Origin of the sequence: Pontibacterium sp., from assembly GCF_964228735.1 — a bacterium.
GTDB lineage: Bacteria > Pseudomonadota > Gammaproteobacteria > Pseudomonadales > Balneatricaceae > Pontibacterium.
Genome location: NZ_CAXRBQ010000088.1, coordinates 1 through 16,632, shown reverse-complemented (window position 1 = coordinate 16,632; position 16,632 = coordinate 1). Strand labels below are relative to the sequence as shown.

The following is a 16,632-nucleotide window of genomic DNA, read 5'->3' as shown; positions in this document are numbered from 1 at the left end:
AGCTGAAACAGCACCGCACTCAGACCCGATACGACCGCCACAAACAGTAGAATCGGACGGGTGATGGTGGACACCAGCATCGCCAGAAATGCGAGTGGAATGGTGAACTCCAGTGACCACTCCGGTGGAATACTGGCACCGAGGGCGATACCGGCAATCACCGACAGCACCCAGCTCAGCCACATGGAGGTCGCCACACCAATCAGGTACCAAAGCCGCTCACCGTCCGAGCGCTGCTGTTGCGCGGGTACCGAACACAAGCCATACACTTGATCGGAGAGCATATAAGCCAGTGGCCAGCGTTTGATTCGCTTCATCGGCGCGAGCAACGGCGCAAAGGTGGCGCTGTAGATGGCAAAGCGCAGGTTCACGACGACCGCGGTGACCAAAATGATCACAAACGGTGCGTTTTCCTGAATCAGTTGGTAGGCAGCCAGTTGCGCAGAACCGGCATAGAACAGCACCGTCATACCCATAATGGTTTCGGGGCTCATCCCCAATGCCACACCGTTGGCACCGGCGATCAAGCCAAAGGGCAGCACGCCGGATACCAGCGGTAGCAGGTCACGCACGCCCTGCCAGAACTCTGTCCGATATGCACTGAACTGCATCATCTACCTCCGACAACCCGTTCCTTTGGTTTATTGCTCCCAAACTAAAAAAGCAGGGCAAATGCCCTGCAAGGAGTGCTATGAACCTTAGGAGGGTTCAAAAAGAACTTGGGTTTAAGTTTCGATCTGTACGTCGCCCTTAACCTGGGTGCAGCAAGAGAGCACGTAACCCGCGTCGATCTCTTCTTCGGTAATACCGCCGTTGTGGGTCATCTCCACATTGCCGCTCACCACCTTCACACGACACGCACCACAGATACCGACACCACACGCCTTGGCGATGTTTACGCCCGCTTCCGCTGCCGCTTCGTTCAGTGTTACACCCAGCTCCACGGCTGCAGTAGCGTCGCCGTCTGCAAAGGAGATCTGCACAGTTTCTTTCGGCAGCTGATCTTCCAGCTCGGCCTCATCGGCATGCTTCTCGGCCTGCTTAACATCTTTGGCAGGCGTTTCACCGAAGGATTCTTCGTGGTAGCGATCCATGTCGTAACCGGCGTCACGCAGCATGTTACGCACCGCTTCCATGTACGGTTCAGGACCACAGCAAAACACCTCACGCTCCATAAAGTCTGGCGCGATCAGGCTCAGCATATGCAGGTTCATGTAGCCACGATAACCACCCCACGCCTGCCCGATCTCGTTGCGCTCACAGATCAGGTGCATCTGGAAGTTATCGATACGGGTCGACATGTACTCCAGCTCTTTGGCGTAGATGATGTCATTCGGCGTACGTGCACTGTGGGCGAACACCATATCCACTTCGGAATCGGTGTCGAACCACCAGCGTGCCATCGACATCACTGGCGTGATGCCTACACCGCCGGACAACAGCAGTACTTTGTCTGCCGGGAAATCCATGCAGTTAAACTGGCCAACCGGGCCGTGCACTGCAATCTGATCACCGGATTTCAGGTTATCGTGCAGCCAGTTGGACACCTTGCCGCCAGGTACACGCTTCACAGTGATGGAGAAGCTGTACGGGATCGAAGGTGAACTGGAGATGGTGTAAGAACGCATCACACGCTCGCCGTCGATCTCCAGTTCCAGGGTGACAAACTGCCCCGGTTTGAAGAAGAACAGCACCGGTTGGCTCATGCCGAAGGTAAACGTGGTGACGTCGCGGGTTTCGGCAATTACTTTTACACAGCGAACCAGATGACGACCGTTGGTCCAGGTCTGGGTCATCATCGGGTTCATAAAATCAGAGGTATTAAATTCGCTCATCAGCCTCTCCCGTTCAGGTACATGACCTGTGGGTTCATTATTATTGTTTCGCATTGACAGGCCCTACAGTTCGATACCGGCTTGCCACTCTTTCCAGCGCATTGTCATATTAGCCCCTAATGACAAAAACGGCTCTGGTGGCAATAACTTAGGTTGCTGATGGTCGAGGAATTCGGTCAGCATTTCGGAGCTGCCCAGCACCGCCTGTTCGGCCGCCATCATGCCGGACAGTGTGCCTTTTACCGTGCCCAGACCATTCTGGCAGCAGGCAGACCACACCCGTTTCTCCACTTCGCCAAACGCCGGCATGGAGTTCCAGGAGAGACACAAACGGCCGCCCCAACGGTGTTCCATCTCCACGCCTTTCAGCATTGGGAAACGGTTAGCAAACGAGCGATCCTGCAATTTGGCTGCACGACGCATGTTGCTTTCGTTAGCTTCGATCGACTGGTTGAGCGTGGCGTGGTTACGCACCACGATACGGTCACCACTGCCCATCAAGTTGGATGAGCGTCGCACGGTGGTACCCATCGGATCGGCCGGGAGAATGCCCCAGTCCTCAACGCCACCCAAGCGATGCACTTCGCTCTGCGTCAGTGCGCGGGTCATCGATGCAAAGGTAAACACATGCAACAACTGACGCGGGAAAAAGCCAAATGACTGTACATGGCCATTTACCGCCAGGATTACACCCTTGGCACGGATCTGCCCTCGTGGTGTTGTTAGCAGGTGATCATCAGCCAATGACATCTCAACCACCGGGCTGTTTTCATAGATCGATACGCGGTCGCTCAGCCCCCGGGCGGCCTGGCGAATAAACGCCGCTGGCTGAATCATCACCGCGCCCGGTGTATACAGACCTGTGCGGTAGAAGTCGCTGCCAGTCCAGTCTTTCATGTCCAGCGCACTTCTTAATTCGTAGCTTTCGCCCAGCTCATCCAGGTGTTTGCGGTAACTTTCGATATGGGCGACACCCTTATCGGAACCGGCGGCGGTCACTTTGCCGCATGGATCAAAGACTTTACGATCCATTTCGTACTCTTCGGCCATCTCGGCTGCGAAGGCAATAGCGGCACGGTTCAAACGAATCTGCTGCAGATCGTGATCGTGCGAACCCGCATAAGTTTCGGAATTCAGTTCATGCGGCAGGTCGATCATAAAGCCGCTGTTACGTCCGGCAGGCCCATCTGCGAGGCGTCCCGCTTCGAGCACAACGATACTGTCGTTGCCGGTCAGCTGTGCCAGACGTCGCGCTGCTGCAAGGCCGGTGAATCCACCACCCACAACCACCCAATCAGCCTGAACATCACCACTGAGCGCCGGATACTCCGGTTCAGGCGTCAAAATTCGGTTCCAGGCTGCAGGGCCTGGATCTTTTGGTAAGCGCTTAACTTTTATTATTTTTTTGCTCATGCTTTGTTCCCATCCGGACCAAAATGCTGTCCTTCAGGCGCAGACCACCCCGAGCCTAAGCGCAGGGGTGGCCCTCTCCCGTTGGAGATCGCGCTATTCAGGGGAACCTGTGACTACGTCTGCAATGTTCTCCGCAGACGATAGAAGCTGATCACAGGCTCCGGATTAAGACGATCGGTGTGATCAGTCGACGCAGCCGTCTACGGCATCGTCGCTCAGATCGACCCAGATCGTCTTCAGTTCGGTGTATTGGTCATGGGCGTGAATAGAGTTGTCACGTCCACCGAAACCGGACTGTTTGTAACCACCAAATGGCGTCGTTATGTCACCTTCACCAAAGCAGTTCACGGTTACGGTGCCGGCACGTACCGCCTGTGCAGCACGCAACGCTTTCTTGGCGTTGGCGGTGAACACAGATGCCGCCAGACCGTACTCGGTGTCGTTTGCCACGGCGATCGCTTCGTCGTAGCTGGATACGGTGATCACAGACAGTACTGGGCCAAAGATCTCTTCCTGCGCCAGCTTGTCGCTGTTGTTTACGCCATCGAAGATAGTTGGCTGGATGAAGATGCCATCCATGGTTTCGCCGCCCAGTACCAGGTCGTGATCGGCAGCTTTGCCTTCATCCAGGTAGCTTGATACTTTGGCGAAGTGGCCTTTGTCGATCATTGCGCCCAGCTCGTTGTTCGGATCCAGCGGGTCACCTGTTTTCCAGTCACGGGCATGTGCCTGAATACGCTCCAGCAGAGCGTCTTTAACACCTTCCTGCACGATCAGACGGGAACCAGCAGAGCAGTTTTCGCCCATGTTCCAAAACGCCGCTGCACATACCTGCTCGGCAACCTTATCCAGGTCTTCCGCGTCATCCAGTACGATGCATGGGTTCTTACCACCTAGCTCCAGTACCACCTTTTTCAGGTTGGAGTCTGCCGCATAACGCAGGAAGCGGCGGCCAGTTACGGTAGAACCGGTGAACGTCACCATATCTACGTCCATGTGCATGCCCAGTGGTTCGCCGACCTCAGCGCCACCGCCAGTCACAATGTTCAGTACACCGCGCGGCAGGCCCGCTTCTGCAGCCAGCTCAGCAATGCGCAGCGCAGTCAGGGAGGTCTGTTCAGCCGGTTTCACCACCATGGAACAGCCAGCCGCCAGTGCCGGAGCGATCTTCCACGCCAGCATCAGCAGCGGGAAGTTCCAAGGCAGGACGGCACCCACAACACCAACCGGCTCGCGCACAACCATGGCGATTGCATCTGAGCCCACAGGAGCAGTCTGGTCGTAGATCTTGTCGATCGCTTCCGCGTGCCAGGTCAGTGTGTGGATGAACTCGGGGATGTCGATGTTTTCACAGTCCGCGATCGGCTTACCGGAGTCGAGACTTTCCAGTACTGCCAGTTCACGGCTGTTACGCTTCACCAGCTTGCACAACTTGATCAGCACTTCTTTACGCTCGCCCGGATGCAGTTTGCTCCAGCGACCGTCTTCAAATGCTTCGCGTGCTTTAGCTACCGCGAAATCAACGTCTTCTGCATTACATGCAGCCACGTTTGCCAGTACTTCATTCGTCGCCGGGTTAACGGTCTCAAAGGTGTTACCGGACACGGATGGACGGTAGGCACCGTCAACAAAGCTCATCGCAGGTGGGGTCAATTCAGCCGCAATCGCCTTGTACTCTTCCAGGGTTAACAGATCAGACATGGCTTATTCCCCCGCCTCGTTGCTGGTTACTTCTACTTCACTGATGCTGGCTTTGATCGACTCAACAAACTGCGCCGGAGCTTCCGCTTCGATGGACGCGATGGTGGTCTTCAGGGTTTTCACCACCTGAGCCATTGCGCGTTTTTCGTCTTTGTTCAGGCCACGCAGCGGTTTGCGTACTTCACCGGAGAAACGACCGTCGAGGGTCACGCCGTACTTAACACTCTGGATGAACTTGCCACCCTGCTCCAGTACACGCATCAGCGGCATCATTGCAGACATGATGCGGCGACCTTTGCGGAAGTCGTTTTCCTGTACGCACGCTTTGTATAGTGCGATGTGCTCTTTAGGCAGGAAGTTGGAACCGGCACATACCCAGCTCTTTGCGCCCCAGGCGAAGAACTCCAGCGCCTGGTCGTCCATACCACAGGACACCTGAATGTGCGGGTAGTCACGCGCCAGCATGTGCAGGCGGTTGATGTCGCCGGAGCTTTCTTTGATACCGCAGAAATTAGCCGAGCGGCCCACACGGTCGAGGAACTCCTCCTCCATGTTCACGCCCATGCGATCCGGATAGTTGTACAGCATGATCGGCAGATTCGCTGCGCGATCAACCGACAGTGCATGCAGTGCCAGCTCGCGCTGCGTTGGTAGAGAGTAAGGCGGTGTTGCTACCAGCAGGACATCAGCGCCGTTTTTCGCGCCATCTTCTGCCAGCTTGATAGAGGCATCCGGGTTAACGGAACCTGTACCGAAGATAATTTGGATTTTGTCACCCACCACTTCACGTGCGACTTTCAGCAGCTCTACACGCTCTTCATGGCTTTCTACGTAATATTCACCCGTGGTGCCGCCGATCATCAGACCGTGTACACCAGAGTCCAGCAGGAACTGTACGTGGGCGGCGTAAGCATCGAAATCGATTGAGTAATCTTCCCCAAACGGGGTGATTACCGGGGTATATATCCCTTCGAAGTGCATCTGTTTCACCTTAGTTATCATTGTTCTTTGGGTTCGGATTTTGATCTCTTCGATGTGTTATCCGAGCTTCACACAATGGTAACGAGGCGATCCGATAGCCCACAATCAACCTTTTTTTCGCGCAAAACATAACGTCAGGTTATGGAAAAAAGTCCCCGAAACTATGCTCTACACCGTCCCCTCATTCAGGGTAACTCCACAACATTGGTGAGATGAAATTTCATCCTCGATTCAACAATCATTCCTATAGTGGCCATTCATCTTGAAGAGGAGAAAAAAATGAATCTGATCAGCAAATCCCTACTAGGAGTGATTGCCGCGTTGGTGGTCGTAGGTAGTGTATCTGCAGACCCTATACGTCCATCACACGACTATGATGACGATTGGGATTCACGGGTAATGCGTTTTACCCCGGAATGGCGACAACTGGATCAAAGAGGTGATGACTAAATCCATTTAATTAACGTTAGTGGGTTATCTGCCCCTTGGGGGCAGATAACCATCCGTTCCCCGCTAAAAACAACCCGACAAAATCAATACTTTACTTCAAAAACATCTCTTCAAATAAAAACAAATCACCTCATTCCGTTTCAAATATATCTTCAAAAAATTTCACTTACACACAAAAGTTAATTGAAAATGAATATTTGCCGAATAACCATTATTTTTTGACCCACAACACCCAACCAAACCTTAAATAAACATTCAAAAAACACATGAACTCAAATCAACATTCTTAAAATACGTTGATGTTTAAATACCTCATACATTGATCAACAACCACTCAAAAGGGATCAAACCATGAAAAGCCTACTAAAACCTACAATTCTCGGAATCGCTTTTATCACCGCGCCGCTCAGTAGTTTCGCATACGAATCAGGTGACATCGTAGTTCGTACTGGCATTATATCGGTGCAGCCAAATGAGACAATGGAATCCGGGAGCACCTTGGATTCAATAAACGGTGGTTTGGGTAATAACGAGCAATTAGGTATTACCGCATCTTATATGTTAAGCGACAACATGGGGTTGGAGCTTCTTGCAGCTACACCGTTCAAACATGACATTATGGCCAATGGCGCCAAAATCGGCGAAACCAAACAGCTTCCACCAACACTCTCTCTCCAATACTTCCCGTTGGAAGCATCTTCAACGCTGCAACCATATTTGGGAGTCGGCATAAACTACACAACCTTCTTTTCTGAAAAAAGCACGCTTGGGGGACTTAAGCTCGACGATTCGTTTGGACTGTCCGCGCAAGCAGGCATCGATTATGCAATATCCAAAAATGTCCTGTTAAACGCTGCGGTTTGGTATATAGACATCGATTCAGATGCCACGCTTAATGGTTCGGACATTGGAACAGTGTCAATTGACCCATGGGTGTACATGGTAGGATTGGGTTATAAGTTTTAATAAACGAGAGGTTAATTAAAACCCAAACGCAGCGAGTCAATGCACTCGCTGCGTCACATTCAGTTTTAGCGTATGATTCTAGCTAAGCCACAGCGACACCTAAAAAAGACAGGGACTTGTTACACACCACTTCCAACATCATATTCGATTAATGAGCCTGCCTATAAGGAATCATCAAGGAAACTCTCAACCCACCCAACTTATCATCGTTTGATAGATCCACCCTACCACCATATTGATCCACAATATCCACAACAATACTCAACCCAAGACCGTGTCCTTGCTCTGATTCATCAGCTCTAACACCACGCTGAAGCAGATGGCTCGGGTCATCCAGACCGCTTCCTGGACCATCATCAACGATATCGATCAAGAGGAAACTCTCACTGGATTTCGCCGTCACGGAAATCGTACTCTTACACCACTTCCCTGCATTGTCTAACAGATTTCCCATCAACTCGATAAAGTCCGAACGATCCCCGGGAAAAACAACATTGGTAGCACAATCCACCTCTACAAATATGGGCTTTTGCGGGTAGATCATCTTGATTGTTCCGGAAAGATCCTGAATAACGTGCTCCACTGAAAATGCCTGAGACTTACTCCCTGGCCCAGAAATTCGCGCCCGCTTTAATTCTCTTTCTACAATCAATGACAGCTGTTCTGCTTGCTGTAGAAGTAAATCCCGATCACTATTGATCAAGCCATTATCATCTCGCTCGGCTACCTGGCGTATAACAGCAAGAGGCGTCTTCATAGCGTGTGATAAGTTGCCAATAGCATGACGGTTACGACGTGACTTGTGTTCCAAAAAACCCAGCAGCTGATTGATTGCACCGACCAAAGGCTCTAGTTCCTTAATCGAGCTACTCTTTAATCTAGGAGCATCACCTCGCTGCATCATATTAACTTCCTTGATAAGCAGATTGAGGTGGGAGAAAGCATTTACTATCAGCATTCTTTGCAGATACATTAGAAAAATAACCGCAACTAAAGAAATCGCTAAAAGGTATCGATGCCCTTTTGTTAACTCCAACGACGAAAATGAGATATCCTCTATCACAATAATTGAAAATTCGTCATCGAGAATGTCAACTAACCCCAAGAATTTTTTTCCTTCACTTCCAGTGTACTCAAAATAACCAGCCGTATTCTGCCAGGCTCTCAGAGGCAAGGACCGAACAACGTCAGGAGCAGAGCTCCATATCTTATTCCGTTGAGTTACTATATAAATATGTGAGCTGTGGTTCGGAAGTGAAATTTTAACACTAGAAACCTTATCCATTTGTTCCTCATTGAGATGTTTTTTCAGTGCCTCCGCTTCACGAACTAACTGACCCTGATGAATATTCAGCCACACACTACTAAACCACCATTGATGCAGAAAGGTGCTGAGTGATATTAGAACAAGCGCCATAACAAAAATACGCTTAAGTAGCGACCGTTCTATAGAAATCATTCCACCCCTCTAAAGATATAACCTTGAAAGCGTTTATTAACGATGGCTCCCTTGCCAAGCTTCAATCTCAAACGACGAATATAGCTTTCTACGATATTACTCTCGGGCTCATGATCAAACTGATATAAATGATCTAATAACTGCTGCCGACTGATGATCCTCCCAGAGCTGCGCATAAAATGCTGTAATAAACGGTATTCTGTAGACGTAAGTGTCAGGCTTTCGCCGGTAGAGACAATAACCGCTTGTTGCATTTCGGGTTCTAGTCTCACACCGCCTACTTCCAACTGCGGGCATCGGTGCGGTTGGCTTCGACGCAGCAACGCCTCTAACCGAGCTTCCAACTCTCCTCGATGAAATGGCTTGCAGAGATAATCATCAGCGCCCGCTCGAAATGCAGATATCTTCTCCTCCCATTCACTACGTGCCGTTAATACCAATACGGGTGTGTGATTGTGGATACTACGCCAGCCGGTCAATACTTCAATACCATTGCGATCCGGCAGACCAAGATCAAGTATTGCGATATCGTAGCGGATCTCGTTCATCTTATAATCCGCTTCAGAAGCTGTTCTGCTGACATCAACGATATAACCTGCCGAATGGAGATTGACACTCAATTGTTCCGCTAACTGCGGATCATCTTCTACCAATAACAATCTCACGATTGCTTTTCCTTCTCTTGCTTTTTTACAACAAGAAGCCGTGGCCTAACGAACGCATTCATCAGCCCACGGCCTCACATCCATTATTCGATTATTGCTCTGCTTGGTATTTAAAGCGTGAAAATGCGCTATACAAAGTTGGCAACACCAACATGGTCAGTAATGTTGACGAAATCAGTCCACCCACGACTACCGTTGCCAGAGGTTTTTGGATTTCGGATCCAATTTCGTTAGACATCAAGATCGGAAGCAGGCCCAACGCTGAGGTTAACGCGGTCATCAGAACAGGACGCAGACGGGAACACGCTCCCTCAAAGATCGCCTGCTGCAATGTCTCACCATCCTGAACTCGTAGATTAATACTTTCGACCATCACTACACCGTTCAACACCGCTACACCGAACAAGGTAATAAAACCGATAGAGCTCGGTACCGATAGGTATTGACCGGAAATAAACAGCGCGACAATTCCACCAATCAGCGCCAATGGTAAGTTCAGCAAGACCAATGCTGCCTGTCCCAAAGATGCGAACGAGAAGTAGAGCAACAATCCAATCAGGGCGATGGATAATGGAACGACTATCATCAACCGGGCCTGGGCACGCTGCTGATTCTCGAACTGACCACCAATATCGACAGTATAACCGGCGGGTAATTCCACATCGTCTTCGATTTTTTTGTAAATGTCCGCTACTACACTGCCCATGTCTCGGCCTGACACGTTTGCCTGTATCACCACACGACGCTGAACATCATCGCGGCGAATCTGAGGTGGTCCCTCCTCTATTGTCACTTGAGCGACATCCCCCAACCGGACACGAGCTCCATTTACAGACTGCATTCGCAGATCTCGAATAGCCGCTATGTTGCTGCGCTGATCTGATTGCAATCGAATATAAATATCATAACGCTCATTTCCATTGATAACTTGACCTGCACTTGTGCCCCCAATACCGGTTTCCACCAAATCCATCACATCAGAGACGGCAAGGCCATATCGGAAGAGACTTTCGCGATCAGGACGTACTACTAACTGAGCCTCGCCCTCGACCTGCTCCATCGAAACATCAGCAGCTCCAGGAACCTGCTTAACGGCCGCCTCAATTTCACGCGCCTTAGCTGCGAGTGTATCCAGGTCACTACCAAACAACTTGATTGCCAATTGTGCTTTAACACCAGAAAGAAGCTCATCCACACGGGTAGCGATCGGCTGAGAGAATGTAAACAGCAAACCCGGATGAACATTCATCCGCTCCTGCATCAAAGACTGCAGCTCCTGCCGGGTTGATGCAGAAGTCCATTCTGCTTTTGGCTTCAGACCAATATAAATTTCTATATTCGATACTGGCTCTGGGTCTCCGCCTAACTCGGCTCGACCTATACGACTCAAGGCATAGGTCACTTCTGGAAAACTCAAAAGCTCTCTTTCCAAACGCGGTGCAACAGCGAGCGCCGAACTCATATTCGCTGACGGAGCCAAGGTAACGCGCAGATTTATCGTTCCCTCTTCCAACTCCGGCACAAATTCGCTTCCAAGTTTCGGGATGAGCGCAGCAGAACCGATAAAGCCCACCAAAGCAGCAATTACGACAGCCTTTCGATTGTTCATCGCAACAGACAACACAGCTCGATAAGCTCGATCAATCGGCTTCAGGATAAAACTCTCTTTCTCACGGATACCCGTACGAAATACCAAGCTTGCCAACGCAGGCACAACCACCAAAGCCACCAGCAGCGCAGCCAACATCGCAATGATGATAGTGATAGCCATAGGCTGGAATAACTTCCCTTCGACTCCTTGCAATGTGAACAATGGCGCAAACACCACGACAATGATCATCACAGCAAAAAATACCGGTCGCGCAACTTCAGTAGCTGCGATTTTGATACGCAACGCAATACCATGGGAGTCATGCTGTGCATCAAACGGATCTTCAGCACCTGGTGCCGTATGCCCTTCGTGACGTCGATCTGGTCGAGACAAATGTTTAAAGATGTTTTCCATCATCACAACCGCGCCATCTACCATCATCCCGATAGCAATTGCCAAGCCGCCCAGAGACATCAGGTTCGCTGACATTCCGTAGTAAGCCATAACTGCCAAAGCCAGCCCGACAGAGAGCGGAATCGACAACAACACCAATGTCGTCGCGCGCACATTCAGAAGAAAAAGGGCCAAAATAATCACAATGAAGATGAACGCTTGAACAAGTGCTGTGACCACCGTACTGATCGCCTTTTTGACCAGATCAGCCTGATCATAGTACGCCTCGAAAGTCACTCCATCCGGCAATGCACGGTTAATCAATTCGATGCGTTGCTCGATTTCATTAATAGTTGTGTTGGTATTACTACCCATGCGTTTGAGCACGATACCCGTCACAACTTCCCCCAAATTCTGAATCTCTCCGTTTTCGGTCTTTCGGGACATTGTGACAGCGCCTTGGCGGATCTCGACACCATACTCAACCTTTGCCAGATCAGCGATGCGAACCAGTGTGCCATCCACCTCTTTCAGCGGAACCGATGCGATATCTTCCAGGCCTGACGCATTACTACGCAACCACCCCACACCACGCACGACGAGCTGTTCGCCCGCGCGGTCCAGGTACCAACCACCAGAATTGCGGTTGTTTTCTTCCAGAGCAGCAACCAAGTCATCAACGCTAACCCCATATGCCAACAGTTTCTCTGCATCTACGTTTACCTGATATTGCCGCACCTCACCGCCAAAAGAGAGTACATCAGTCACCCCTTCCACCGGCATTAGAAGCAACTTAACCACCCAATCGTTCAAACTTCTCAATTGCATTACATCGTATGAACTCCCTGGCTCAGCTTTAAGGAAGTATTGATAAATCTGCCCGAGTCCTGATGTATTTGGTCCCATTTCAGGAATGCCCACACCGTCGGGGATCATCTCTTTTGCCGCCTGCAACTGCTCAAATACCTGTTGCCGCGCAAAGTAGATATCAGTTCCTTCCTTAAAAACAACGGTTACACCTGCGAGGCCAGTTTTTGAGATGGATCGCACCGCTTCCACATCTGGCATGGAGTACATTACCGACTCGATAGGAAAGGTGATCAGTTGCTCTACCTCTTCCGCAGCCAACCCTGGTGCCTCTGCGTTCACAGACACCTGTACATTTGTTACATCAGGAAACGCATCCAGATTCAGACGAGGAATCAAAAAGACACTACCCACCAAGGCAACGATAACAGCGATCAATATAAGAATCCGGTTTGTGACCGACCAGCCGATAACCTTATTCAGCATACCTGTCCTCCTATTAGTGGTTATGAATGTCGAAACCGGATTTTGCCTGTTCCGAAGAAAGGAAGAAGGTACCTGCCACCACAACAGGAGTGCCTGCCTTGATACCGTCTACGATACGCTGGCCACGCAAATCTCTTATCACCTCTACTTCCTGAAGCTTGTACTCGCCAGGCGCCTGTTCAACAAACACCCCCCAATCACCGTCTGGCGTGCGCGTAAAAGCTGACTCAGGAATTACAAGCTGTGGTTTTGATTCCTGCGTGGGAACATCGACTTGAGCAAACTGCCCCGGATGCAGTGCGTGCTTTCTATTGTCGACAGTGATTCGTACCATCCGGGTTCGAGTCATTTCATCAATCGTATGAGCGACCTGCTGTAAAGATCCGGTATATTCACCGTTACCTATTTGAAGTTGTACAGCCGTACCCACCGGGCTGTTAATCGGATGGTTAGGGGATACTTGTGCTTCTACCCATATTTCTTGCTCATCCACTAAAACAATCAGTTGATCACCAGCTGCCAACTGCTGCCCGACCAAAAAATCGTCCCGCTGGACCACACCATCATGAGGCGCGCGCAAAGCGAACTCCCCCAGACTCTCTGAATGGGAATTATTCAGCTGTTGCTGTATTTCAACCTCACTCAAACCGAAAGACTTAACTTGCGCTTTCGCCTGTAAAAAGGCTGATTTAGTGGCGACAAACCGCTGCTTCCCAGCCAGTTTTCGTCCCATCTTATTTACTAGCTCCCACTCTTTCTCAGCGACACGCAGCTCTGATAATCTCTCGGCCAACTCTTTTGAAAACAACGTAACCAGAGGCGTACCCTCTTTAACATGGTCACCAAGCATCACATGGCGCTTAACCACTCGAACGTCGGAGCGGGGAGAAATAACGCTACTTCGATAGGCATTGAATGTAACTTCACCTGGCACCCTCAACGTCTGAGCCACATCCTTTAACGAGACTCGCTCAACCTTCAATCCAATCATTTCACGCTGTCGGGGCGAGATGTGGATAGCCCCATCTTCAGTTTCAACATCGGCATGCCCCTCAGTTTCAACTAAAGACAGTTCCAATGTATCGCTATGCTCATCCGCAGCACCAGCATATACTGCAGTGCAGCCTCCCATCAGAAAAAGGGATAACAGAACACTCTGAATTTTCTTTTCGTTCATAAGTTACTCATCTTCGAAATTGTGGGATGTATTACTGATTTTGGAGCCACGTTAAAACTTGGTTACTACTGCGTAACCATTCGACAAAGTTCAAATCGGCTTGTGCTTCAATCTCAATTTCGGCAAAAAGAGAGGCATTAGTCTGTTGCAAGTTCTGGAGGTAGGCAGTGGTGGTCAGCTCACCTAAGCGCCAAAGCTTTTCGAGCTGACGATTTAAACGAGTCATACTGTCATGACTGCCAGACTGGAATGCGCGCATTTGTTTGTCATAACGTTTATATGCGCGCCAACTACTTGTCATCTCAGCAGCTTTTCGCGTTTTTACATCCTGTAGTCGCTTATCCGCAGATTCACCGCGCATCCGTGCCGCATCTGCTTCTGCACTGTAGGTGTTACGCACAAAAAGAGGCATGCTAAAGGTCAGCGCCACTACATTGTCGTCGCCATCTCGCCCTAGACCGATACCAATTGAGGGATCGGCTATGGTTTCTTTTTCAGCCTTACTTACATCAAGCAACGCTTTCCTGGACTGTGCTTCAGCAATTAGCACATCGGGTTCTTGCTGTAACAGTTCTTCAAAGTCCGGCTCTGGCAACTGCATGTTGGCAAAATAGTTAGGCAGTGCCACATTGCTTTCGCCCAAGATTGTCGATAGCTCTAAGCGAGTTCGATCCCTTTCTGTTTGAGATTCAACCAATGTTTTGGTTGAATCAGTTAATGCCAAGCGTGCTAACTGAACATCCAGGGCACCAATATCCCCAACCCGTAGGCGCTCTTCTGCAATATTTACTAAATTTTGCGTGATTTTTTGCTGACTACTCGCAAGTAGAAGCACCTCATTCGCTCGACGAAGGTTTACCATCCCTATCAGCGCTTTCGCTGCCAACTCATTGCGCTTTTTCATTTTCTCAAAGCGAGCGATGTCTGCATTTACCGCTCCAATTTGACTAAGAACCAGACCTTTGTCACTTCGATCAAGTTGTTGAGAAACACCAATCTGATACGCGTTTTCCGATGTATCTTCGTAACTCAACTCCAACTCTGGGTTATACAATGGTTGAGATGCCGCTACCTGGTCTTTGATCGCGGCGTTTACCTCAGCATCCATAACTTTCCATCGCGGATGTTTCTGTAGCTGACCTAACAGTGATTCAGACCACTGCGCAGCAGATACTGAAGTACTCAACGCAAACAACGAAAGTAAAATACTACCTGCCAGTATATTTTTTGTGGTTGGTTCTTTTCTCATCTAACACCCTGTTCAACAAGCCAGCTCCAAACAAACTGACACCTTAAGTTAATGACATTTTTTTGGGGGCCAAAAAAGGTATTTATTTACCTTATATGTGATTTCAGATTAAAACCGTTTCCATCCAACAACCCAGAACTTAGACACTCTGATTTATATTGCACAAAACCGATTACTCAGCACCTAAAAAACCCATAAAAATAAAATATAAACGGCGTAAATGTAGTGGTCAACTAATTCCGGACAGTAAATTAGGACTTTCCTCTGCCTTCGCAGGAGGCAGCCCGTTGTTGTACTGATGCGGCCTTTCCCAGTTGTAATACCGCATCAAGTAATCTCCAATATCTTTTTGCGCCTCAGCTTTCGATACATAGCCCGTGGCTGGAACCCATTCGGCTTTCAAGCTCCGGAAGAGTCTTTCCATCGGGGCATTATCCCAACAGTTTCCACGACGACTCATACTCTGTTTGATGCGGTATCGCCACAGCCGCTGGCGGAACAGTCGGCTGGCATACTGGCTCCCCTGATCAGAGTGGAACATCACACCGCTAGGTTCGTTCCGCTGCAGGTAGGCCATGTCTAAGGCTTTAACCACAAGACCGGCATCCGCCCGATCCGATAAGGCCCAGCCGACAACTCGGCGGGTATATAGATCGAGTACGACCGCTAGGTATACCCAGCGATTACCGGCCCAGATATAGGTAATATCGCTACACCAGACCTGATCAGGCACAGCCACGTTAAATTGCCGATCCAGATGATTCGGGATATCGGGGCGTTCAACCGCAGCTTGCTTGTAGGTATGAGGGCCAGGCTGCTTACAGATCAGTCCAGACTCCTGCATCAGCTTGCGCACTTTATAGCGACCTATTACGATGCCTTCAGCTTGTAGCCTCTCTGCAATCGCGCGGCTGCCCGCGGAACTTCGACTTTCTCTGAACACCTCATTAATCCGGGCCTTCAGATAAAGTCGGTCAGTATCAATAACCTTTTGACGCTGTTTGTAGCTGTAATAGCACGAGCGCGTCACATCGAATACAGTGCAGACCAGATCGGTACTTTCTTGCTCACTTAACTGGTCTATCAGCGCGAACGATTCATCTCGTCTGACATTAAGAGAGCGGTAGCCTTTTTTAAAATGCTCTTTTCTCTTTCAAGTCGATCAACGCGAGCTTCCAGCTCCTTGATACGCTGCTGCTCCGGCGTCAAAGCCTTGCCTGTCGGGGTTGTGCCTTGGCGCTCATCACGCAACTGTTTAACCCAACGTCGCAACACATTTTCATTGACCCCTAACGAGCGGGCCGCCTCGGGGACAGTATAATTTTGATCCACTACCAAACTGGCAGCTTCAAGCTTGTACTCAGGAGTAAATGATCGACGTTTTCTGGTCATGGAACACCTCTTCTAAGGTGGTGACTGTACCACCTAAATGGGTGTCCGGGTTCATTGGACCACTACA

The 16,632-nt window shown here is 49.9% G+C and carries 13 protein-coding genes; 2 read left to right on the top strand and 11 right to left on the bottom strand.

The features are described 5' to 3' along the window. From ACEQ15_RS10470 to ACEQ15_RS10450, 5 genes are all read right to left on the bottom strand, one after another. Positions 1-611 (bottom strand): AzlC family ABC transporter permease (locus tag ACEQ15_RS10470; RefSeq protein ID WP_370279130.1); only part of this gene is annotated, 611 nt, incomplete at its 3' end. A 114-nt stretch (positions 612-725) separates the two neighbouring features. Beyond that, a complete protein-coding gene (locus ACEQ15_RS10465; RefSeq protein WP_370279129.1) occupies positions 726-1,835 on the bottom strand; it encodes an FAD-binding oxidoreductase in 1,110 nt (369 codons plus the stop codon). A gap of 63 nt (positions 1,836-1,898) precedes the next feature. Further along, positions 1,899-3,248: an NAD(P)/FAD-dependent oxidoreductase gene (locus ACEQ15_RS10460; RefSeq protein ID WP_370279128.1), complete on the bottom strand. Its 1,350-nt coding sequence runs from the start codon at positions 3,246-3,248 to the stop codon at positions 1,899-1,901. 183 nt (positions 3,249-3,431) lie between these two features. Next, positions 3,432-4,949 (bottom strand): aldehyde dehydrogenase, encoded by a 1,518-nt coding sequence (locus ACEQ15_RS10455; protein ID WP_370279127.1) that lies wholly within the window; start codon positions 4,947-4,949, stop codon positions 3,432-3,434. 3 nt (positions 4,950-4,952) lie between these two features. Then, positions 4,953-5,930: a dihydrodipicolinate synthase family protein gene (locus tag ACEQ15_RS10450; RefSeq protein WP_370279131.1), complete on the bottom strand. Its 978-nt coding sequence runs from the start codon at positions 5,928-5,930 to the stop codon at positions 4,953-4,955. Positions 5,931-6,209: 279 nt separating this feature from the next. Between ACEQ15_RS10450 and ACEQ15_RS10445 the strand changes: the two genes are divergently transcribed. Next, on the top strand, positions 6,210-6,380 hold the full coding sequence (locus ACEQ15_RS10445) for a hypothetical protein (RefSeq protein WP_370279126.1): 171 nt from the start codon (positions 6,210-6,212) through the stop codon (positions 6,378-6,380). A 351-nt stretch (positions 6,381-6,731) separates the two neighbouring features. Continuing rightward, positions 6,732-7,346 carry an OmpW family protein gene (locus tag ACEQ15_RS10440; RefSeq protein ID WP_370279125.1) on the top strand — a complete coding sequence of 205 codons (615 nt, stop codon included), beginning with the start codon at positions 6,732-6,734 and terminating at the stop codon, positions 7,344-7,346. Positions 7,347-7,494: 148 nt separating this feature from the next. Here the strand turns inward: ACEQ15_RS10440 and ACEQ15_RS10435 are convergent, their stop codons facing one another. The 6 genes from ACEQ15_RS10435 to ACEQ15_RS10410 all read right to left on the bottom strand — a co-directional run bounded on the left by ACEQ15_RS10435 (position 7,495) and on the right by ACEQ15_RS10410 (position 16,565). Further along, positions 7,495-8,805 carry an ATP-binding protein gene (locus tag ACEQ15_RS10435; protein ID WP_370279124.1) on the bottom strand — a complete coding sequence of 437 codons (1,311 nt, stop codon included), beginning with the start codon at positions 8,803-8,805 and terminating at the stop codon, positions 7,495-7,497. Further along, positions 8,802-9,470: a response regulator transcription factor gene (locus tag ACEQ15_RS10430; RefSeq protein ID WP_370279123.1), complete on the bottom strand. Its 669-nt coding sequence runs from the start codon at positions 9,468-9,470 to the stop codon at positions 8,802-8,804. The genes ACEQ15_RS10435 and ACEQ15_RS10430 overlap by 4 nt, the downstream gene beginning before the upstream one ends. 91 nt (positions 9,471-9,561) lie before the next feature. After that, positions 9,562-12,747: an efflux RND transporter permease subunit gene (locus ACEQ15_RS10425; protein WP_370279122.1), complete on the bottom strand. Its 3,186-nt coding sequence runs from the start codon at positions 12,745-12,747 to the stop codon at positions 9,562-9,564. 13 nt (positions 12,748-12,760) lie between these two features. Next, on the bottom strand, positions 12,761-13,924 hold the full coding sequence (locus ACEQ15_RS10420) for an efflux RND transporter periplasmic adaptor subunit (protein ID WP_370279121.1): 1,164 nt from the start codon (positions 13,922-13,924) through the stop codon (positions 12,761-12,763). A 31-nt stretch (positions 13,925-13,955) separates the two neighbouring features. Next, on the bottom strand, positions 13,956-15,173 hold the full coding sequence (locus ACEQ15_RS10415; RefSeq protein WP_370279119.1) for a TolC family protein: 1,218 nt from the start codon (positions 15,171-15,173) through the stop codon (positions 13,956-13,958). Positions 15,174-15,402: 229 nt separating this feature from the next. Then, a protein-coding gene (locus ACEQ15_RS10410) for an IS3 family transposase (protein ID WP_370279117.1) occupies positions 15,403-16,565 on the bottom strand; the annotation gives its coding sequence in 2 pieces (ribosomal slippage) (positions 15,403-16,310 and positions 16,310-16,565; 1,164 coding nt in all). Positions 16,566-16,632: the final 67 nt, after the last annotated feature.

Bases quoted from the DNA above. Each gene is read 5' to 3' on its own strand.
- ACEQ15_RS10465 (WP_370279129.1), bottom strand. From the start codon at position 1,835: ATGAGCGAATTTAATACCTCTGATTTTATGAACCCGATGATGACCCAG.
- ACEQ15_RS10460 (WP_370279128.1), bottom strand. From the start codon at position 3,248: ATGAGCAAAAAAATAATAAAAGTTAAGCGCTTACCAAAAGATCCAGGC.
- ACEQ15_RS10455 (WP_370279127.1), bottom strand. From the start codon at position 4,949: ATGTCTGATCTGTTAACCCTGGAAGAGTACAAGGCGATTGCGGCTGAA.
- ACEQ15_RS10450 (WP_370279131.1), bottom strand. From the start codon at position 5,930: ATGCACTTCGAAGGGATATATACCCCGGTAATCACCCCGTTTGGGGAA.
- ACEQ15_RS10445 (WP_370279126.1), top strand. From the start codon at position 6,210: ATGAATCTGATCAGCAAATCCCTACTAGGAGTGATTGCCGCGTTGGTG.
- ACEQ15_RS10440 (WP_370279125.1), top strand. From the start codon at position 6,732: ATGAAAAGCCTACTAAAACCTACAATTCTCGGAATCGCTTTTATCACC.
- ACEQ15_RS10435 (WP_370279124.1), bottom strand. From the start codon at position 8,805: ATGATTTCTATAGAACGGTCGCTACTTAAGCGTATTTTTGTTATGGCG.
- ACEQ15_RS10425 (WP_370279122.1), bottom strand. From the start codon at position 12,747: ATGCTGAATAAGGTTATCGGCTGGTCGGTCACAAACCGGATTCTTATA.
- ACEQ15_RS10420 (WP_370279121.1), bottom strand. From the start codon at position 13,924: ATGAACGAAAAGAAAATTCAGAGTGTTCTGTTATCCCTTTTTCTGATG.
- ACEQ15_RS10415 (WP_370279119.1), bottom strand. From the start codon at position 15,173: ATGAGAAAAGAACCAACCACAAAAAATATACTGGCAGGTAGTATTTTA.